This window comes from Pseudomonas morbosilactucae, assembly GCF_023241715.1.
Classification (GTDB): domain Bacteria; phylum Pseudomonadota; class Gammaproteobacteria; order Pseudomonadales; family Pseudomonadaceae; genus Aquipseudomonas; species Aquipseudomonas morbosilactucae.
On sequence record NZ_JALQCW010000108.1, the window covers coordinates 37,682 to 54,632 of the forward strand.

Below are 16,951 nucleotides of genomic sequence, written 5' to 3' on the forward strand. Positions count from 1 at the left end.
GCCACCGAGCGGGTTTTTTTGTGCGTGTCTGACACCTCAGATAAACGGGCCATCATTAATTTTCAGAAATTTATCATTTTGATATTGACGAAAATTTATCGCAGGGATAAATTTACCCCATCGCAGCGGTTCAGCCCCTGCGAAGGGCCTCAAGAGACCCGCCGCTCTTTAACAGCACGGGAACCTCGCAGATCGATCCCCAGGAATGGGTACAGCGCGAGCAATAAATTCGATCTCCATGCCAGCTCTGGAACTGGCCGTGCTCACCAGATGTGAGTACGCGAAACCACGCAAGCCAGCCGGCGAAGAACACCGTCCACGAAATGTGTGACGCCGGCCAGAGATATGAATCGGGCGATGCGCGTGGTGGAGAAACGAACTAGTGCAAATTTTGCACGGGTTCAACTGGAAAGCATCACTGAGCAGCCTTCTCGCGAGGGCTGCTTGGGATGACAACCGGAGATACGGAAATGCCAACGAAACGCGGCAGTGAAATTGAAATAGGCGACGTGATCTACCTCGGCCTTGGCGATCGCATGGGCCGAGTCACTGACTTTAAGTCGCACCCACGGCTTGCTGAGCTCCACCCAGGCTTGACGGCCAGGGTCGCGGTAACTGATCGGGGATCAATCACGATCATCGACCAGCAGCCGATCAGGGTGCCGGAGTGAAGCTTTCACTGGCAGGCCTTCGCAAGAGGACCTGACGGGAAATCAACCGAGGGCAAGATGATGCCGAACCCAAACAGTCCCAACGGCTGCTTCCAGCGCCACGGATACACGGTGGAGAGGACGCCACGCAAGAGCGGCGCCGGCCACCACCGAGCGATCTACGACCAGAACGGTCAGCAAGTTCTGAGCCGAGCTGGTTACGACGCTGAGATCCAGTTCTGCATTGAGCGAGGCTTGATGCTGAAAGAGGGCCAGGCCCCGCTGCAGCCTGCGTAGCTGTTATTGGCAGCGCTTGAAACGGAATGCATGGACCTGAGCCACGACAGCCTGTCGTTAACTGCCCGAGGCCCTGGTACTCCCCAGCACCAGGCTGCATCGGAGTGTGATTTGTGGATCGGTTCGACGGTATGAAGGCCGGTATCGCCACAGATATGCAGCGCAAGGTGACGGTCGCACGGTAGCCGAACGCGTAAGTCTTCCAGGTTCGATTCCTGGGCAGATCACACCCTGATGCAGAAACCATCCCCGACGAGGAATAACCCATGCAAGCAGCAGAGAAAGCACCAATCACCATCCCTGAAATTGGCGCTGTATGGCCAGGCCAGGGCGGAATTTACGGCGGCCTTCGCCAGTACCCGGAAGGTCTGTGCCATGTCATCTACGCAGATCAGGACTTGCCAAGCCGTTACGAGTACGGCGATTACGGTGTGAGCGTAGAGGCTACGAGCAGAACTGATGGGCTCACGAACACGCAGATCCTGCTGGGGCGTGACGGAAAGCATCCCGCCGCAGTCGCAGCAGCCGCATACACCGCCGGCGGACACAACGACTTCTATCTGCCATCCATTGGCGAGCTGCATCACGCTTGGCAGTTCGCGCCTGAGTCGTTCAGCGAAGAGTGGTACTACCTGTCTTCGACGCAGCGCTCCGCCTACTACGCTTTCTACATGCACTTCGATGATGGCTATCAGTACTACGGCGTCAAGCACCTCGAGCTCCTCGTCCGCCCCGTCCGCAGATTCCTTCAGTAATTCATTTCTTCATTAGTTTTTCGCAGGTGATTCGCGGGGCTGCTCAGGTACGAGCGGCCAGGCCTGAAACACGCCGGGCAGTGCCGGCCACCTGCACCTTCAACTGGAGAATCACATGCTCCTACTGTTCCTGATCGGCGCAGCGCTCAGCCATGCGCGGCCAGAACCGCCACCTGATGACGGCCTGCCAACCGATCCCTTGCGCTTCCATCGTGAGCGCTGGGGTTCTCGACAGGGGCTCTCGGCGTTCTGGCGCTGACGGTCCCGCCCAAAACTCAAACCACTGCATCTGAAAGGCCGGACGTCCAACCGGCCTTTCTTTATTCCGCCTCTACCCGTCAGCACTCCTCCCCCCGCGCCCATCGGCAACCAGCGGGAGACATGAGTGTTGAACGAATACAGGTGAACCAACGAATGGAGAGAGTCATGAGCGATTCATTCCAAAGCAAAAACATCGTCAAGGCGCGGAGCCCGCACAACTGCGAATGCTGCCGCCGCACCATCAACCCTGGCGAGCGCTACATCAACATTGCCGGGAAGTGGGATGGCGATTTCTACGCAGTCAAGACCTGCATGGGCTGCGACAGCCTCATGGATTTGATCTGGAAGTTCGACGTGGAGCATGAAGGCTTGCTCGCTGATGACGGGCTTCCGTTCCGCGAAGTAATCGAAATCGGCGAGGAGTTCGGACTTATTTGCAGGATTCCAAGCCGGTCGGCGCATACAGCCGCCCGTTCCGCCTAACCCCAAACACTGGAGGTCGCCATGAGCGACAAGCAATGCGAAGTCGTCGACGGCGAAGTCGACCACGACTGGAAGTTCGTTAGGGACTGGAGCGGAGACCCGCGCGTGATCAACGGGACTTTCGACTGCAGTTATTTGGAGTGCCGGGTTTGCGGCGAAGAGAACCACAACGCTTCTGGCGTCGCCGACTACGCCGACTACGAATATTAATTGCCCGCCACCCTGGAGGCGACCATGAACACTGCAATGCAGATATGCCAAGCCCGGTATGACGCCATGCTGCCTCCGGATGTGAGCGATGACGGCCCGGAACGGGACTGGCTGGAACAATCAGCCACCTACCTGGTGTCCGGCATGGACATCACCTGGAAGCGGCGCTACGGGCAAAAGCGCACGGTGACGTTCGACACCTTCTGCACCTACCTGCAGGGCCATCTCAACCAGCGCCAGATCGACGGCTTGGACGAGCGAGACTCCTTTGCTCGCCTGCTTCTGTCCTCCATCAGCGGATGCGAGAGCGAAGCCCGCGGCCACGCGCAGGCTTTGCTCGGTGAAAGCCGGCCAGTTGAAGCAGTCGAGAAGATCGCCATGGACCTGCTCAGGCAATACGCCAAAGACGGCGCAGCAGCAGAGCGGGAAGCAGCAGAAGACGACGTGGATGGCGACCTATGAGCGCTCACATCCTGATCGACAAAGCACTTGAAAGCCTCATGCACGCGGCGAGCACGCCGGATGAGGCCCTGATCGTTCAAGGCATGATCGCCCGGTTTCTCGTAGACCAAGCGATCACCCTCAAGGAATTCGACCATTACTGCGCTCGGCTGAACAAGATCGTGCGCAAGGAGGCGGCATGACCATCATCGCCGGATCATTCAAAGGTATCGCCGAAGCCCTGAGAAATCAGGGTTTCTTGTTTCTGGTAGACGTGAAATGGATCGAGCAGCCTTGCAAGTGTGCGGGCCGCTGGACTTGCCGGGTGGCGATGTGAGCTTCTACGAAGACAATATCGAAGACGGCAGCCACTGCTTGAGCTGTTGCGAATTCATCGGCGAGGACGTGGGTTACCCGCGCTGCTGCCGCAATTGTGGAGGTGAAGGCAGCGAGCCGAATCCAGAGGGCCACAAGAAGCGCATGAAGGCCGAGGCCATGCAGCGCTTTGATGGCTGGCTGTCCCGGACAGGCATTGCCCACAAGAAGCACAACAACGGATTCCACGTAGTGCTGACTCTTCCTGATGGCCGAATGATCGACTGCTGGCCAAGCACGAAAAAATGGCAGCTCCGCGGCCAGCGCATCAGCCGCAACGGAAAAGCGCTGCATGAGCTGGTGTTGCAGCAGTTGAGGCCCTGGCCATGACCACTCGCCAGCAGCACCGGCGGCGCGCCATCCGCTGGGCCTCTGCCATCACCGGCCTGCTCTTCATCACCATCACCCTACTCGCCCCGGCAATCGCTGATCGAATCACTCAATAACCCACACCTTCAATCGCTGCGAGCATCGCGGCAAGGAATACCCATGTCCGAACAAAAGCATACCCCTGCACCGTGGACCGTCCGCGAAGTTACGCACAAGAATGTGCCAGGTCAGCGCGCTTTCGCAATCGACTTCAACGAAGACCAAGAGCAGGTCGTCGATTGGGTCTACGAAGAGGCTGACGCCAAGCTGATCGCCCAGGCTCCAGGCCTTCTGGCCGATCTGATTGTCGCCGCTGGGACACTGCGCCATTACGAGGCCCTGCACCGCGCAAAGGGCACTGCCGAAAGCACAGAGAAAGCCGAGGTGAACGCAGGGCTTGCTGCTCGCTTCGAACAAACCATCGCCAAAGCCACCCAATAACCCCCTTCACAGCGCCCCTCTCCGGTGGCGCGGAGAGAACTCATGTCTACGAATGCGAACACTCGTATTTGGGATCAGGTCGATGTAACCGATCCAAGCGCAACGAAGAACTTCACCGGTATGGGCGGCTTCAAAGGCACCGCCATCAAGCCTACCTACCTGATGCACAAAGCAACCGAGGTTTTCGGCCCTTGTGGCGAGGGCTGGGGCTGGGTGGTGCTGGAAGACCGCTTCGACGAAGGCGGCCCGCTCCAGGCCCCCACCAAGGAATGGCCGGATGCGCCTCGCATCAACGCCAAGCTGCACACGCTGAAAATTGAGCTGTGGTACTTGGGTAAGGATGGACAGAAATGCACGATCCAGCACTACGGCCACACGCCGTTTGTGTACTTCCAGCAAGGAAAGATCATGACCGACTGGGAGGCTGCCAAGAAATCGCTTACTGACGCCATCGGCAAGTGCCTGCAACCACTCGGCTTCGCTGCTGACATCCACATGGGCCTGTTCGACGACGCAGCGTACGTCGATGCGGTACGCGATGAGGTCGCCATCACCAAGGCAGAAGACAAGGTCACCGAAGAGGCCCGGCAGAAACAGGAACGCCTGGACTACATCAAGTCGGTCGTCGAGACCATGCAGGGCGCCAAGTCGGCTCAGGAACTCAAGAAGATCCACGATCACGCCGTACGCATCCTGGCGGCGCGCAAGGACAACGGCGCAGTTCAGCGCATCAACAAAGAGCTGAACGATCTTTCACCTAAATTCGATCAGGAGTCAGCAGCATGACAGCCCTGTACACCATCACCGAGCAATTCAAAGAGCTGGCCGCCCTGGCCGAGACCGCCGACGAAGACCTGGCTGTCGCCCTGCGCGACACCATGGAAGGGATCGAAGGCGAGTTCCAGGAAAAGGGCAAGGCCATTGCCATGGTGACGCTGAACCTCGACGGCGACCTTGAAGCAATCCAGTCGCAGATTGACCGCCTCACCGAGCGCAAGCGGTTGATCTCCAACCGCAAGGAAAGCCTCAAGGAATATCTGCGCACCAACATGGATGCAGCAGGTATCACCAAGATCACCCACCCGCTGTTCACCATCACCTGCGGCAAGGGTAAGCCCATCGTGGTCATCGACGATGAAAAAGCCATCCCTGATGAATTCGTAAACGTCAAAGTAACCAGCGCACCGGACAAGGCGGCCATCGCCAAGGCTTTGAAGGATGGCCAGGAAGTCCCAGGCGCCCATTCCGAGATCGGCAAAAGCTCGATCAGCATCAAGTGAGGCCATCATGACCTACGTCAGCAACAACCTCAGCTTGGTCGAACAGCACCGGCCAGTGTCGAACGAAATCGCAGATCAAACCGCTTTGTTCCTTGCAGCCGGCGGCAAGATTCAAATCCCCGAGCGCGTCATTCAAGTCAAAAAGCCACCGAAAGAGCGCTGCCAGCCGCCAAACTTCCAGCGGTCTACGGTGAGGGCCGAAACAAGCCAGCAGGTAGCCCGCATCCGAGAGTCAGCCAAGACCATGACCCGGAGAGAAATATGCATTCAGGAAGATATTTCGCTCGGCGTACTCAAGGGTATCGCCAGTAGGAACGGGATCAAGTTCTTGATCCGGGGGAAAAACAGCTGCCCCCCAAACAAAGCTGACCCTGATCTGGATGCGCTACTGGTGATTCAGATAAAGGAATGCATCGCCAAAGGAATCAACCGCCAGCAGTGCTGCCTCTCGGTCGGGATCAGTTACAGCCTCCTCTATCGCCTCATCGATGACTACGGCATCGACTACCCAAAGTTGAAGCCAGCCTTCCGATGAAAAAGCGCCCTCAGCAACGCAAACGCCAAACCTGGCTGGACCTACCCGCCAGCGGAATAGAGGTAACCCATGGCTGCCGCCCCGAAAGAACGCTCAGCAAAGACTGCGGCGAGGCGAAAGACTCGCGGCGAGGAAGAATTGCGACTCCACACCATGGCCGGAACCCGCCAAGTCTTAGCTGACTTGATGGCCTGGCACAGCATCGAGGAACAGGGCGAGGCCATGACCCTGGCATTGCATCATCTCCATGCTCTTGGCCCGGGCGGGTCAGCACCATTCTTCACGCCTCCACGACACGAAATAAGCATCAGCGAAAACGTGTCGGCAAAACTGCAACTCGCCTACAACCGCGAAGCCCTCCGCATCTGCCACGACGAATAACTCACCCTACTCGCTGCATCCGATCACGGAGGGCGGCGCCATCCTGAGGAATACCCATGAAGCCCGAAATGATCACCCTCAAGCACGGTGACGCATCGATCAAGATGCCCGCCTCCACCCTGGCAAAACTGGCCATGGCCAGCGTATTCGCCCAAGTGCTGCCGGCGGCGAATGTCGGTCCCGGTGCGCCAAAAGATATCCCTCCCATCGGCGCCTACTGGCCCGGCCAAGGCGGCATCAATGGCGGCTTCCAGCCCGCCAAGGGCGACGTACCAGAGCATTACCTGATCTTCGCCACAGAGGATGCGGGTGAGCATGAGTGGGGTCGTCGCGGTACTGAGTCTGCCGCCACCAGCAAGTGGGACGGCAAGGCCAACACTGATGCCCTGATCGCTGCAGGCGGCCACCCTGCCGCAGAGGCGGCGCGGGCCCACACCGAAGACGGTCATTCCGACTTCGACCTGCCAGCCGCCTCCCAGCTGTACCAGGCCTGGGTGCATGGACTGATCACCGGCGGCTTGTACTGGAGCAGTTCGCAGCGCTCCGCCTACGACGCATTCCACGTGCTCTTCGTTGTTGGCGGTCAGGGCGACACCGACAAGGTCTACGAGCTCCTCGTCCGCCCCGTCCGCAGATTGTTTCTTTGATTCTTCAGTAATTCGTTCTTGATCGGCCCGAGGCGCATGAGCGCCTTTTTTGTTGCCTTCGAAAAGAGGAAAGACCATGTCCGCAACTGCTCAAGCAGCACCAGTACAAGCTACCCCGGCCATCGGCCAGGCCTACGGTGGCGGTTTCGTCCTGGGCATCACCCGCGACCCGGAAACCGGAAAGCGTTACCTAAACATCACCGCCGGCGCAGAGCATGAATTGCGCGGCAATTGGGGGCAGTACGGCGCCAAGATCGACGGCGCCGACAGCTTCACCAACAGTCGAGCCAACACTGAAGCCATGGCTGCCTCGGGCAGCGAGCTGGCACAGAAGGTTCTCGGGCTCACCATCGGCGGCCATAGCGACTGGGCCATCCCGGCGCGCGACGTGCAAGAACTGCAGTACCGTCACTTCAAGCCAACTACCGATGACAACTGGCAGTACGGCCGCAGTGGCGACAACCCAAACAGCGAGCCCGTCGGCCTGCTGTACAGCGAGCAAGACCCGGCCCAAACCACTCATGCGGGCTTTCGTGAAGGCGAGCCTGAAGCCTTCCAGGAGCGCGCTTACTGGTCGAGTTCGCAGCGCTCCGCCTACAACGCATTCGACTTGCTCTTCGTTGATGGCTATCAGGACGACGTCGACAAGAGCTACGAGCTCCTCGTCCGCCCCGTCCGCAGTCAATTGCTTGATTGATTCATTCCTTTAATCCGGCCGCCTGCGGCGGTTGCTCTTGGAGAGCAAGCCTTATGGCAATCAATAAAGACATTCTCCAAGCCAGACTAAAAGCAAAATCAGTTCGAGATGGCGACTGCGTAATTTGGACTGGATCAACCCTCGGCAGTCATAAGTACGGCGGCCTGAAGGTAGGAAAGACCATGCTGTACGCGCATAGGCTTTCATACGAATTTTCAAAGGGGCCGATACCAGAAGGGATGCTGGTTATGCATACCTGCGATCGTCCGGCATGCATCAATCCAGACCATCTGGTGCTCGGCACTCAGAAGGACAACATGGAAGACATGTACGCAAAGGGCAGGAATACGCCGACGCGAGGAGAGATCAATGGAAAAGCCAAGTTAACGAGCGAGCAGGTTGAGGCGATTAAGGCGAGGTTTGTACCCTACTGCCGGATAAACGGTGGCGGCGCTATTGGTCGTGAATACGGGGTGACGGCACAGACCATATCTTCAATCATCCGCGGCGAAAGCTGGAAGCCATGACTGCTGCGCACTGAAGTCGAATCAAGGAGGATTCACGCATGGGAATGCACACAGAGTTAAAGATCTACGCTGCGGCGATGGGCCTGTTGCACATGGCAACCAACCTGACCCGCAATATCCCCCGCGACCTGAAGCAGCAGCTTGGGAAGCGCGTTATTGATGAGTGCATTGATGTCTTGATGCTGATTGCTCGGGCCAACTCGACCCGGGACCGGCGGCCCTACCTGACCACCCTGGTCGAAAAGGTCCAGGTGATCGAGTTCCTGATGCGGCTCTTCAAGGAGAACCGCTTCATCAGCGTGCCCCAGCATGCCAAGGCAATAGAGGTCACCACCTCAATTGGCAAGCAGGCAAGCGCCTGGAAACGCTCCACCCCAACCGCGCCCGCTACCTGAGAGCCACGGCTTTCTGGTCTGTGCGAATTGAATCTGGTCGTGCCGCTGACCTGATAGGTCACCGCCATGCGCACAAGAGATACCGCCGGTCTAAAGCGTCCGTGTAGGTCTCGCGCAGTTTCCAGGCTGATCGGCTCTGCCTTCGGCTTGGAGATGTAGATAGCACGATAGGTCGCAGCGCTCCGCCAACAACGCATTCAACATGAACTTCGATGATGGCAATCAGAACAACAACGACAAGAACAACGAGCTCCTCGTCCGCCCCGTCCGCAGATTCGAACCTTGGGCCCTACCCGTTCAGCGACTTGGTCCAGGCCTACTACGACTGCCGGCGCTCCAAGCGCAACAGCGACAGTGCGCTGGCTTTCGAAATGGACCTCGAGCAGAACCTGTCACAGCTCCACAGTGACCTGGTCAACGGCAATTACCGGCCAGGCCGCTCCATATGCTTCGTGGTAACCCGGCCAAAAGCACGCGAGGTTTGGGCGGCTGCCTTTCGGGACCGCATCGTCCACCACCTGCTCTACAACCACATCGGCCCCGGCATCGAGCGCAGCTTCATAGCGGACAGCTGCGCCTGTATCAAAGGGCGCGGCACGCTGTACGCCGCAAAGCGCCTTGAGTCGAAGATTCGCAGTGCCAGTGAGAACTGGTCGAAGCCGTGCTGGTATCTGAAGCTAGACCTGGCCAACTTCTTTGTAGCGATCGACAAGCAGGTGCTGCGCCGGCAACTGGCCGTCAGGATCACCGAGCCCTGGTGGCAGGCTCTGGCTGTTCAGATTCTGATGCACGACCCGCGGGAAGACTATGAGGTTCGCAGCCCGCCGCGCCTTTTCAACCGGGTACCGCAGCACAAGCGCTTGGCGGCCCAGCCGGCGCGCCTCGGCCTACCGATTGGCAACCTGTCGTCTCAGTTCTTCGCCAATGTGTACCTGGATGCGCTTGACCAGTTCGCCAAGCACGCGCTTCGAGCAAAGCACTACATCCGCTACGTCGATGACTTCGTGTTCCTGCATGAGTCGCCGCAGCAGCTCAATCAGTGGCTGGCCCAGGTCGAAGCTTTCCTGCCAGGGCTTGGCGCCAAGCTGAACCCGACCAAGACCATCCTGCAGCCAGTTGACCGCGGCGTAGACTTCGTCGGGCACGTGATCAAGCCTTGGCGGCGCACCACGCGTAAGCGGTCACTGACACAGGCGCTGAAGCGAACTGCCACGGCGCCGGTCGAGGACCTGCGCGAGACCGCCAACAGCTACTTCGGCCTGCTCAGCCAGGCCAGCCACAGCCAGAGGGATCGCGCAGCCCTGGCAAACGTCGCGCTGAAGCGCGGCAACAGCGTCAACGCCGCACTGACCAAGACCTTCAAAAAGAAGTAACTCCTCCACTCCACCGCCTGGGCATGGCCCGGCAAGGAAATTACTGTGTCCGAAGTAAAGCGTTTTCGTGCCGATCACCGACACGTTGTAGAGACAGAATTCGACGATGCGCAATTCGTTGGTGTTGCGGACTTCGACCGCATCACCGCCGAGCGTGATGTGGCGCTGGAGCGCGAGGCTGCGTTGCAGGAAGATCTGGAGGTTTTGCGCGACGATCTGATCGTCTTCAAGAGCGCAGTATCAGCCATAGGGGAAGCGTCTAAAAAACTGGTCTTTTGTGCCAGAACCACGGGAGGAACAGCGGGGCCAGATCAGGGCTTGATGGATGCCTGCGCCGCTGTCGAAGGCGTCATCACTCTCGGCGGGATTGCCCGGGCAACCAATGAGTTCGAACAATTGACCTCCGTGCGTGACGCCCTGCAACAGCTTCTGAATGTAGCGGATGATCGCGCCGACAAAAACGCAGCGATTGCTGTTGAGTTGGCGGCTAAAGAGTGCGCTCTCGGTAAGCAGGTTATCGAACTGGAGCAACGCCACCGCGCCGAGTTCGAAGCCGGACAGGCAGCGGAACGCCGGGTTGAGGTGCTGGAGGGGTTGTTGCGTGAGGCTGTTGGTCAGGTACGTGGCGTGGTCGGTAATTGCGACGACGAATTGGCCGATCGAATCGAAGCAGTGGTGGGGCAAGGAATAGTTCCAAAACAGCATAACGCTAAGATAATGAAGCATTCCTGTAAGCACTGCGATGGCCGTGGATGGATCGACAATCTCAGGCCAGTCGGCGTGAAGGCCAGGGATTGCCCTTACTGCAAACCGGCCGCCCCTCGTGCGCCAAACTGAACCCAACTCCCAGCCTACTGCTGGTGTCTGCCGGCACTGGCACAACTGATTTCCTGAGGTGATTTATGGATCATCAGGACGTAAGCCATATCCTTGGCCGATGCAAGATGCCACCTGGGTACAAACTGATTCAGCTGGACAGCGGTCACTTCATGTGGCGACACGAACAGAGCGACGACGAATCTGTAATCCACTGGGACAAGTGGGCGGTTTATCGCGGCGCTCATGCCGATAACAAAGTAAGGACTGAGCCATGACCACCAACCCAACGATTGACGGCGTGCCGCTTGCTGATCTTGAGGCGGCCTTAAAGGCCGATGCAAGTCGTGGCGCAACGGCTTCTGAGCTGGTCGCAGGATGGGCCGCCATGGAAAGGCTGCGAGCCCTGCTTGATGCGCGTCACCCGTCCGAAGACGAATTAATCGCCAACGGCCTGGGCTATCCGTTTTCCAAGCAAGAGGCCGTACAGCTGTACTACTCAGGCTTCAAGACGGAACCCATCACAGTCCTTGAGGCATGGGACGCCATCGGCCATGACATAGGATGCAACCCAAGCAAGGAGGAGCTATTGGATTCCCTGAGAAACATGGCTGCGATTTGCGATGCGCACGGCAATGACATGCCAGCCGCCCAGCCCCAGGGCGAGCCGGTGGCGTGGTCGTACAAGGTTCGCGTGCATGCCGCTGGCATAGGCCTGGTTTGGCGCGACAAGGTCGAGCACGAGGCCCCGGACACTAACGCTGTGGATGTTAAGGATTTGTCACCGCTCTACGCCGAGCAGCCCGCGCCGGTTGCGGTGGTTCTGCCGGAGCGCAAGCCTAGTTACGACCCAATAAATCATCCGGCATACCAGCACGGCTGGAATGCCTGCCTCGACGAAGTAGCCCGCCTCAACACCAAGTAACCCCTCCCCCACATTCAAGTCAGCCGCTATAGCGGCAAGGACGAAGTCATGCCTGAAGAAAACAAACAAGACCTGGGTGCAGCTGATCGCAAGCTACTCATTCAGGCCGCGCACTCCGCCCGTATCGATATCGAACCGTGCACCTGCAGCGATCCTAAGTGGCCTTTCCGGCTGGCTGGCAAGTCCGGTGTCCGTGGACACTGGAACCCGCTCATCAACGACGGGGATGCGCTGCGCTTGGCGGTGGTCATGGGCCGCATGGAGCGCCTAGGCGTGGCAATCCACATCGTCGAGCCGTTCGACGGCGACACCGGGCCTTACACCTGCGTGGACGCTGAGCGGTTCGGTGAACACACCATGTACCACCACGCCGATCCGTTCGGGGCAACTCGCCGCGCAATCGTCGAAGCCGCAGCTGAAATCGGGAGAAGGTCATGAGCCGGAGCGGATACAGCGACGATTGTGGTGGTTGGGATCTGATCTGCTGGCGGGGCGCTGTGAATTCGGCGCTCAGGGGAAAGCGCGGACAGGCGTTCCTGGTCGAGTTGCGCGATGCTCTCGACGCCATGCCTGAAAAGCGCCTGGTGGCAGACACGCTCGAAGCAGACGGCCAGTTCTGCACCCTCGGCGCTCTCGGTGCAAAGCGCGGGGTGGACATGAGCACCATCGATGCGCATTGCCGAGAGACGGTGTCGGAAGCTTTCGGAATTGCGCCAGCTATGGCCGCCGAAGTCGTGTTCGAGAACGACGAATGTGGATGGAACGAAACCCCAGAGCAGCGCTGGCAGCGGATGCGGAAATGGATCGACAGCCATATCAAGCAGGTGACGCCATGATCGCCACCCTCTGGTTCGCCTACGTCTTCATCTACAAGGGGCCAAGGCCATGAGCCATATGGTCAGCGTTAGAACCGAAGATCTGGCCGCCCCGCCCTTGGCTGGGCCGTAGAGTCAATCGAAGGTTCACCGTCACCGGCGGCCGGCCAACTGCAACTGGCCTTCTGTGCGCCACCGGTGGACGACGCACAGTGCGAGCGCCTGGTCGCCAAGTACGCCGTGTGGGTCGAGCCCGGCCACGCCGTCAACTGGGTGGCCGACACGAAGCGCGATCCATTTCAGCGCGCTCACGGCGAGACGCGAGCGATTGCGGTGTGCCGTGCCGTACTGGCGGTAGCCATCGGCAAGACCTGCAGCGTCCCCGCCGAACTCGTTTAACCCCAATCCCCCTACATGCCTGCCGGTGAGCGGCGGGCGAGGTATTCCTATGTCAGCAATTCAGCGTTTCCACGAAGCAGCCAACGACGCACTGGTCAAACTCAGCGAGTACTGCCTGCCGGGCGCCAAGCTTGCTCTGGTCATTGTCACGCCCGGCGAGCCAGAGCGGGACATCGTCCTTGAAGATAAAGGCCTGGATAAAAACGAGGTGGTCAGCGCCCTGCGCCGGCGCGGCCTGAGCATCGACGGCGACAACGCCTACAAGCGCGACCTGTGCGACTCAATCGTCGGAGCCATCGCCTTTGGCGCTCAAAACACCAACCCGCCACCGGTGGATCATTGGGGGCAGCGGTTCTGGGATATCGGCCGGGAGGAACGCGCCAGCAGCGAGCAACTGCTGAAGGCACTAATAGCGCTAACCCAGGTGGCAGGCGAATGCGAGCAGATCGCCAGCAACTACAGCGGCACCATCGACGGAATCTTCGAACACGGCGGCGACGATCACGAAGACCCGAGCTGCGCGATCTTCCACCGCCTGTACTACGCCATGTTCGACGCGCGGGCCGCAATCAAGAAAGCCACCGCCTAACCCACCTTCTGCCGCCCAGCGCGGCGCGGAGCATCATCATGGCAAAAGTTCTGGCCCAGATTACGGTCAAGCTGCCGCGCCTCATGGAGGCCGGCGAATACAGGAAGTTGCGGTACGTCGGCGGAAAGCCGAGCCTGCAGCAGTTGAAAAAATGGATTGAGGAAGGCGAAGTGATCGGAGAGGTAAAAGGCGGGATGTATTTCGTCGATGTACAAGCGGCGGTGATGGGATCGAATGACCCGCTGCTGGCCAAGATGCTGGAGCTCGACTGATGGCTGCCCGGCCCCGCACGCTGCAAAACAGAAAGCTGCCGCCGAACCTTTACCCGAACGGGAAGTATTGGCGGTACCGCAACCCGGTCACCGGCGTGATGACCAGCATCAACCGCCCACTGGAGGAGGCAATCAAGCTGGCCCGGGCGGCCAACCTAAAATTCGCCGAGCTGGTCGTCGATGACGGCTCGCTGCTGGCCGTGCTGACCGGCGACCGCCTACCAATCGTGAGCAACCTGCTGACACGCTTCGAAGAAGAGTGGCTACCAGACCGTTCATACGCGGCGCGCACCTTGGAGGAAATCAAGTTCAAGCTAGTGCGCTACCGGCAGGATCTGGGCGACCGCCTGATCGGACAACTGGATGTGCTGGCCATGGCCGAGTACCTGGATAACTTCAGCAACAACGCCTACACGAAGCACCGCGGGCTGTGGGTGCAGATCTTCGCCTTCGCGGTGGCCAAGGGTCTGGCCGAACGCAACAACGCCGAACTCACACTGGTGAAGAAGGAGGCCGAGAAGAAGCGCCAGCGCCACACGCTCGACGGCTTGAAGCTGATCATCGATGCCGCGACAACGCCTCCATGGCTGAAGCGGGCAATCCGCCTCGCGCTGGCCAGCCTTCAGCGCCGGGACGATATTGTCACCTGGTTGAAGTCAGCCGCCGACATGGAAAAGAACACGCTCACCGTGTCGCCGGGGAAAACCCAAGGCTACGAAAACCCTGTGCACCTTAAGATCACCATGGGCACCGCGCTGCGGGAGGTGGTCGGGGAGTGCCTGCGATCGCCGCTCGCATCACCCTACCTGATTCACTACAAGCCCAAGGCGCGCCGGCGGGAACAGATCGATGCCAAGGACCACTGGACGTCCGTGACGCCGGACTACTTGACCAAGGAGTTCAGAAAGGCCAGGGACGCCGCGCACGCCTACGACCATGTTCCGGCTGGCGAGCGCCCCACTTTTCACGAGATCCGCGCATTGGGCGCTTGGCTGTACGAGCAGCAGAAATTCCCACAGGAGTACATCCAGGCGCTCATGGGTCACGCGGACGAGAAGATGACGAAGCACTATCAGGAAGGGCACGACGAAAAGAAGATCGAGTACGTGGAGGTGGGTGCCGATTTGGCGTTCTGAGGTGGGAGTTTTGCAAAAGTTTTGCAAAAGTTTTGCAAATAGCAGACAACAAAAAAGGGCCCACCTTTCGGTGGGCCCTTCTAGACCGCCCAGCAGAGCGGATTTTGTTTGGTAGGCGCGATTGGACTCGAACCAACGACCCCCACCATGTCAAGGTGGTGCTCTAACCAACTGAGCTACGTGCCTGCTGTGAGGCGGCATTCTACGGAATTTCGGAGGGGTGTCAACACCTTTTTTGCAGCTAAGCCTATGAATATGCAAATTTTTTAATTTCGCCATAGCAACCACGGCTTTGCACCGGCTGGCAGCGGATTTTCAACTCAGGTAGCATCGGCGCACTCGTAAAATATATTAAACAGAGGTCGCAGGATGGCGAATATTTCCTACCCAGAATCCTACTACGCCGCATCGGCCAATGCGGCTCCGGCACGGCCATCCCTGCAAGATGATGTCGAGACAGATGTCTGCGTAATCGGCGCCGGATACACGGGCCTTTCCAGCGCGCTATTCCTGCTAGAGAACGGCTTTCGCGTCACCGTACTGGAAGCCGCCAAGGTCGGCTTTGGCGCCTCGGGACGTAATGGTGGGCAAATCGTCAACAGTTACAGCCGCGACATTGATGTGATTGAACGCAGCGTCGGGGCCAAGCAGGCACAACTGCTGGGCCAGATGGCCTTCGAGGGAGGCCGGATCATTCGCGAGCGCGTGAATAAATATCAGATCCAATGCGACCTGAAGGACGGCGGTGTATTCGCCGCCCTGACCAGCAAGCAGATGGGCCACCTGGAGTCACAGAGGCGCCTGTGGGAGCGCTATGGCCACACCCAGCTGGAACTGCTGGATCAGCGCCGCATTCGCGAGGTCGTGGCTTGTGATCAATACCTGGGCGGCATGCTCGACATGAGCGGTGGCCACATCCACCCATTGAACCTGGCACTGGGCGAAGCGGCAGCAGTGGAATCACTGGGCGGCCGTATTTACGAACAATCCCCCGCCGTGCGCATTGAACGCAGTGCCAACCCGGTGGTGCATACGCCTCAAGGCAAAGTACGAGCCAAGTTCATCATCGTTGCGGGCAACGCCTATCTCGGCAACCTGGTGCCGGAGCTGGCAGCCAAATCCATGCCTTGCGGCACCCAGGTCATCACCACCGAGCCCCTGGGCGATGAACTTGCAAACAGCCTCCTGCCACAGGATTACTGCGTCGAAGACTGCAATTACCTACTGGATTACTACCGGCTTACCGGCGACAAGCGCCTGATTTTCGGCGGCGGCGTAGTCTATGGCGCGCGGGACCCAGCCAATATCGAGGCGATCATCCGACCCAAGATGCTCAAAGCCTTCCCCCAACTCAAGAACGTCAAGATCGACTACGCCTGGACCGGCAACTTCCTGCTGACGCTGTCCCGCCTGCCGCAGGTCGGACGCCTGGGCGACAACATCTACTACTCCCAAGGCTGCAGCGGCCACGGCGTGACCTACACCCACCTGGCCGGCAAGGTACTGGCAGAGGCCCTGCGCGGCCAGGCAGAACGCTTTGACGCCTTTGCCGACCTACCCCACTACCCCTTCCCTGGCGGCCAACTGCTGCGCACGCCGTTTGCAGCGCTGGGGGCTTGGTACTACGGGCTTCGGGATAAGCTGGGCTTCTGACGCCCGCCTTGTAGGAGCCGGCTTGCCGGCGATCGCTTCGACTCGGTCCATCGTTGTTAGACCGAGGCCCCCGCATCGCCGGCAAGCAAAAACCCAAATTTCAGACACAAAAAACCCCGGCCTCTCGACCAGGGTCTTTGCTATCGATCCAAGCAAGCCCAAAGCTTGTCTTGGCGCTCTCAGGGTGTTCAGTGAACCCTGGAACAGATATGGCGCAGCGGACGGGACT

At 59.2% G+C, this 16,951-nt stretch carries 27 protein-coding genes and 1 tRNA gene; 27 read left to right on the forward strand and 1 reads right to left on the reverse strand.

Annotated elements, in window-relative coordinates:
- The first annotated feature begins 1,213 nt into the window (after window positions 1–1,213).
- The 26 genes from M1B34_RS31835 to M1B34_RS31960 all read left to right on the forward strand — a co-directional run bounded on the left by M1B34_RS31835 (window position 1,214) and on the right by M1B34_RS31960 (window position 15,069).
- Window positions 1,214–1,702: an Lcl C-terminal domain-containing protein gene (locus tag M1B34_RS31835; RefSeq protein WP_268267221.1), complete on the forward strand. Its 489-nt coding sequence runs from the start codon at window positions 1,214–1,216 to the stop codon at window positions 1,700–1,702.
- Window positions 1,703–1,817: 115 nt separating this feature from the next.
- Window positions 1,818–1,961, forward strand: coding sequence for a hypothetical protein (locus M1B34_RS31840; protein ID WP_268267222.1), 144 nt, complete (start codon window positions 1,818–1,820; stop codon window positions 1,959–1,961).
- A gap of 167 nt (window positions 1,962–2,128) precedes the next feature.
- Window positions 2,129–2,446 (forward strand): hypothetical protein, encoded by a 318-nt coding sequence (locus M1B34_RS31845; protein ID WP_268267223.1) that lies wholly within the window; start codon window positions 2,129–2,131, stop codon window positions 2,444–2,446.
- A gap of 21 nt (window positions 2,447–2,467) precedes the next feature.
- A complete protein-coding gene (locus M1B34_RS31850; protein WP_268267224.1) occupies window positions 2,468–2,656 on the forward strand; it encodes a hypothetical protein in 189 nt (62 codons plus the stop codon).
- 24 nt (window positions 2,657–2,680) lie between these two features.
- Window positions 2,681–3,118: a hypothetical protein gene (locus M1B34_RS31855; RefSeq protein WP_268267225.1), complete on the forward strand. Its 438-nt coding sequence runs from the start codon at window positions 2,681–2,683 to the stop codon at window positions 3,116–3,118.
- The gene (locus M1B34_RS31860; RefSeq protein WP_268267226.1) at window positions 3,115–3,300 is read left to right on the forward strand and encodes a hypothetical protein; all 186 of its coding nucleotides are present in this window, start codon (window positions 3,115–3,117) and stop codon (window positions 3,298–3,300) included. Before M1B34_RS31855 ends, M1B34_RS31860 begins: the two co-directional genes overlap by 4 nt.
- Window positions 3,297–3,434: a hypothetical protein gene (locus tag M1B34_RS31865; RefSeq protein ID WP_268267227.1), complete on the forward strand. Its 138-nt coding sequence runs from the start codon at window positions 3,297–3,299 to the stop codon at window positions 3,432–3,434. Before M1B34_RS31860 ends, M1B34_RS31865 begins: the two co-directional genes overlap by 4 nt.
- Window positions 3,431–3,802, forward strand: a complete 372-nt coding sequence (locus tag M1B34_RS31870) for a hypothetical protein (RefSeq protein WP_268267228.1) — start codon at window positions 3,431–3,433, stop codon at window positions 3,800–3,802. The genes M1B34_RS31865 and M1B34_RS31870 overlap by 4 nt, the downstream gene beginning before the upstream one ends.
- Before the next feature lie 159 nt (window positions 3,803–3,961).
- Window positions 3,962–4,282: a hypothetical protein gene (locus tag M1B34_RS31875; protein ID WP_268267229.1), complete on the forward strand. Its 321-nt coding sequence runs from the start codon at window positions 3,962–3,964 to the stop codon at window positions 4,280–4,282.
- Window positions 4,283–4,324: 42 nt separating this feature from the next.
- Window positions 4,325–5,068 (forward strand): hypothetical protein, encoded by a 744-nt coding sequence (locus tag M1B34_RS31880; RefSeq protein ID WP_268267230.1) that lies wholly within the window; start codon window positions 4,325–4,327, stop codon window positions 5,066–5,068.
- Window positions 5,065–5,562: a siphovirus Gp157 family protein gene (locus M1B34_RS31885; protein ID WP_268267231.1), complete on the forward strand. Its 498-nt coding sequence runs from the start codon at window positions 5,065–5,067 to the stop codon at window positions 5,560–5,562. Before M1B34_RS31880 ends, M1B34_RS31885 begins: the two co-directional genes overlap by 4 nt.
- A 7-nt stretch (window positions 5,563–5,569) precedes the next feature.
- A complete protein-coding gene (locus M1B34_RS31890; protein ID WP_268267232.1) occupies window positions 5,570–6,097 on the forward strand; it encodes a hypothetical protein in 528 nt (175 codons plus the stop codon).
- Between the two features lie 69 nt (window positions 6,098–6,166).
- Window positions 6,167–6,478 carry a hypothetical protein gene (locus M1B34_RS31895; protein ID WP_268267233.1) on the forward strand — a complete coding sequence of 104 codons (312 nt, stop codon included), beginning with the start codon at window positions 6,167–6,169 and terminating at the stop codon, window positions 6,476–6,478.
- Window positions 6,479–6,534: 56 nt separating this feature from the next.
- Window positions 6,535–7,125: a DUF1566 domain-containing protein gene (locus M1B34_RS31900; RefSeq protein ID WP_268267234.1), complete on the forward strand. Its 591-nt coding sequence runs from the start codon at window positions 6,535–6,537 to the stop codon at window positions 7,123–7,125.
- A 76-nt stretch (window positions 7,126–7,201) separates the two neighbouring features.
- The gene (locus tag M1B34_RS31905; protein ID WP_268267235.1) at window positions 7,202–7,822 is read left to right on the forward strand and encodes a DUF1566 domain-containing protein; all 621 of its coding nucleotides are present in this window, start codon (window positions 7,202–7,204) and stop codon (window positions 7,820–7,822) included.
- Between the two features lie 53 nt (window positions 7,823–7,875).
- A complete protein-coding gene (locus tag M1B34_RS31910) occupies window positions 7,876–8,349 on the forward strand; it encodes an HNH endonuclease (protein WP_268267236.1) in 474 nt (157 codons plus the stop codon).
- Between the two features lie 38 nt (window positions 8,350–8,387).
- The gene (locus M1B34_RS31915) at window positions 8,388–8,744 is read left to right on the forward strand and encodes a four helix bundle protein (RefSeq protein WP_268267237.1); all 357 of its coding nucleotides are present in this window, start codon (window positions 8,388–8,390) and stop codon (window positions 8,742–8,744) included.
- A 212-nt stretch (window positions 8,745–8,956) separates the two neighbouring features.
- Window positions 8,957–10,117: an RNA-directed DNA polymerase gene (locus tag M1B34_RS31920; protein WP_268267238.1), complete on the forward strand. Its 1,161-nt coding sequence runs from the start codon at window positions 8,957–8,959 to the stop codon at window positions 10,115–10,117.
- A 45-nt stretch (window positions 10,118–10,162) separates the two neighbouring features.
- Window positions 10,163–10,954, forward strand: coding sequence for a hypothetical protein (locus tag M1B34_RS31925; protein WP_268267239.1), 792 nt, complete (start codon window positions 10,163–10,165; stop codon window positions 10,952–10,954).
- 253 nt (window positions 10,955–11,207) lie between these two features.
- A complete protein-coding gene (locus M1B34_RS31930) occupies window positions 11,208–11,858 on the forward strand; it encodes a hypothetical protein (protein WP_268267240.1) in 651 nt (216 codons plus the stop codon).
- Between the two features lie 48 nt (window positions 11,859–11,906).
- Window positions 11,907–12,296 carry a hypothetical protein gene (locus M1B34_RS31935; protein ID WP_268267241.1) on the forward strand — a complete coding sequence of 130 codons (390 nt, stop codon included), beginning with the start codon at window positions 11,907–11,909 and terminating at the stop codon, window positions 12,294–12,296.
- On the forward strand, window positions 12,293–12,694 hold the full coding sequence (locus M1B34_RS31940) for a hypothetical protein (protein WP_268267242.1): 402 nt from the start codon (window positions 12,293–12,295) through the stop codon (window positions 12,692–12,694). The genes M1B34_RS31935 and M1B34_RS31940 overlap by 4 nt, the downstream gene beginning before the upstream one ends.
- Before the next feature lie 177 nt (window positions 12,695–12,871).
- Window positions 12,872–13,072 (forward strand): hypothetical protein, encoded by a 201-nt coding sequence (locus tag M1B34_RS31945; protein WP_268267243.1) that lies wholly within the window; start codon window positions 12,872–12,874, stop codon window positions 13,070–13,072.
- Between the two features lie 49 nt (window positions 13,073–13,121).
- Window positions 13,122–13,661 carry a hypothetical protein gene (locus M1B34_RS31950; protein ID WP_268267244.1) on the forward strand — a complete coding sequence of 180 codons (540 nt, stop codon included), beginning with the start codon at window positions 13,122–13,124 and terminating at the stop codon, window positions 13,659–13,661.
- 38 nt (window positions 13,662–13,699) lie between these two features.
- A complete protein-coding gene (locus M1B34_RS31955) occupies window positions 13,700–13,933 on the forward strand; it encodes a hypothetical protein (RefSeq protein WP_268267245.1) in 234 nt (77 codons plus the stop codon).
- Window positions 13,933–15,069: a tyrosine-type recombinase/integrase gene (locus M1B34_RS31960; RefSeq protein WP_268267246.1), complete on the forward strand. Its 1,137-nt coding sequence runs from the start codon at window positions 13,933–13,935 to the stop codon at window positions 15,067–15,069. Before M1B34_RS31955 ends, M1B34_RS31960 begins: the two co-directional genes overlap by 1 nt.
- 109 nt (window positions 15,070–15,178) lie before the next feature.
- Here M1B34_RS31960 and M1B34_RS31965 read toward each other — a convergent pair.
- Window positions 15,179–15,255 (reverse strand) — tRNA-Val (locus tag M1B34_RS31965).
- Window positions 15,256–15,438: 183 nt separating this feature from the next.
- Here M1B34_RS31965 and M1B34_RS31970 point away from each other — a divergent pair.
- Window positions 15,439–16,722 carry an NAD(P)/FAD-dependent oxidoreductase gene (locus tag M1B34_RS31970; RefSeq protein ID WP_268267247.1) on the forward strand — a complete coding sequence of 428 codons (1,284 nt, stop codon included), beginning with the start codon at window positions 15,439–15,441 and terminating at the stop codon, window positions 16,720–16,722.
- Window positions 16,723–16,951: the final 229 nt, after the last annotated feature.

Bases quoted from the DNA above. Each gene is read 5' to 3' on its own strand.
- M1B34_RS31835 (WP_268267221.1), top strand. From the start codon at position 1,214: ATGCAAGCAGCAGAGAAAGCACCAATCACCATCCCTGAAATTGGCGCT.
- M1B34_RS31840 (WP_268267222.1), top strand. From the start codon at position 1,818: ATGCTCCTACTGTTCCTGATCGGCGCAGCGCTCAGCCATGCGCGGCCA.
- M1B34_RS31845 (WP_268267223.1), top strand. From the start codon at position 2,129: ATGAGCGATTCATTCCAAAGCAAAAACATCGTCAAGGCGCGGAGCCCG.
- M1B34_RS31850 (WP_268267224.1), top strand. From the start codon at position 2,468: ATGAGCGACAAGCAATGCGAAGTCGTCGACGGCGAAGTCGACCACGAC.
- M1B34_RS31855 (WP_268267225.1), top strand. From the start codon at position 2,681: ATGAACACTGCAATGCAGATATGCCAAGCCCGGTATGACGCCATGCTG.
- M1B34_RS31860 (WP_268267226.1), top strand. From the start codon at position 3,115: ATGAGCGCTCACATCCTGATCGACAAAGCACTTGAAAGCCTCATGCAC.
- M1B34_RS31865 (WP_268267227.1), top strand. From the start codon at position 3,297: ATGACCATCATCGCCGGATCATTCAAAGGTATCGCCGAAGCCCTGAGA.
- M1B34_RS31875 (WP_268267229.1), top strand. From the start codon at position 3,962: ATGTCCGAACAAAAGCATACCCCTGCACCGTGGACCGTCCGCGAAGTT.
- M1B34_RS31880 (WP_268267230.1), top strand. From the start codon at position 4,325: ATGTCTACGAATGCGAACACTCGTATTTGGGATCAGGTCGATGTAACC.
- M1B34_RS31885 (WP_268267231.1), top strand. From the start codon at position 5,065: ATGACAGCCCTGTACACCATCACCGAGCAATTCAAAGAGCTGGCCGCC.
- M1B34_RS31890 (WP_268267232.1), top strand. From the start codon at position 5,570: ATGACCTACGTCAGCAACAACCTCAGCTTGGTCGAACAGCACCGGCCA.
- M1B34_RS31895 (WP_268267233.1), top strand. From the start codon at position 6,167: ATGGCTGCCGCCCCGAAAGAACGCTCAGCAAAGACTGCGGCGAGGCGA.
- M1B34_RS31900 (WP_268267234.1), top strand. From the start codon at position 6,535: ATGAAGCCCGAAATGATCACCCTCAAGCACGGTGACGCATCGATCAAG.
- M1B34_RS31905 (WP_268267235.1), top strand. From the start codon at position 7,202: ATGTCCGCAACTGCTCAAGCAGCACCAGTACAAGCTACCCCGGCCATC.
- M1B34_RS31910 (WP_268267236.1), top strand. From the start codon at position 7,876: ATGGCAATCAATAAAGACATTCTCCAAGCCAGACTAAAAGCAAAATCA.
- M1B34_RS31915 (WP_268267237.1), top strand. From the start codon at position 8,388: ATGGGAATGCACACAGAGTTAAAGATCTACGCTGCGGCGATGGGCCTG.
- M1B34_RS31920 (WP_268267238.1), top strand. From the start codon at position 8,957: ATGATGGCAATCAGAACAACAACGACAAGAACAACGAGCTCCTCGTCC.
- M1B34_RS31930 (WP_268267240.1), top strand. From the start codon at position 11,208: ATGACCACCAACCCAACGATTGACGGCGTGCCGCTTGCTGATCTTGAG.
- M1B34_RS31935 (WP_268267241.1), top strand. From the start codon at position 11,907: ATGCCTGAAGAAAACAAACAAGACCTGGGTGCAGCTGATCGCAAGCTA.
- M1B34_RS31940 (WP_268267242.1), top strand. From the start codon at position 12,293: ATGAGCCGGAGCGGATACAGCGACGATTGTGGTGGTTGGGATCTGATC.
- M1B34_RS31950 (WP_268267244.1), top strand. From the start codon at position 13,122: ATGTCAGCAATTCAGCGTTTCCACGAAGCAGCCAACGACGCACTGGTC.
- M1B34_RS31955 (WP_268267245.1), top strand. From the start codon at position 13,700: ATGGCAAAAGTTCTGGCCCAGATTACGGTCAAGCTGCCGCGCCTCATG.
- M1B34_RS31960 (WP_268267246.1), top strand. From the start codon at position 13,933: ATGGCTGCCCGGCCCCGCACGCTGCAAAACAGAAAGCTGCCGCCGAAC.
- M1B34_RS31970 (WP_268267247.1), top strand. From the start codon at position 15,439: ATGGCGAATATTTCCTACCCAGAATCCTACTACGCCGCATCGGCCAAT.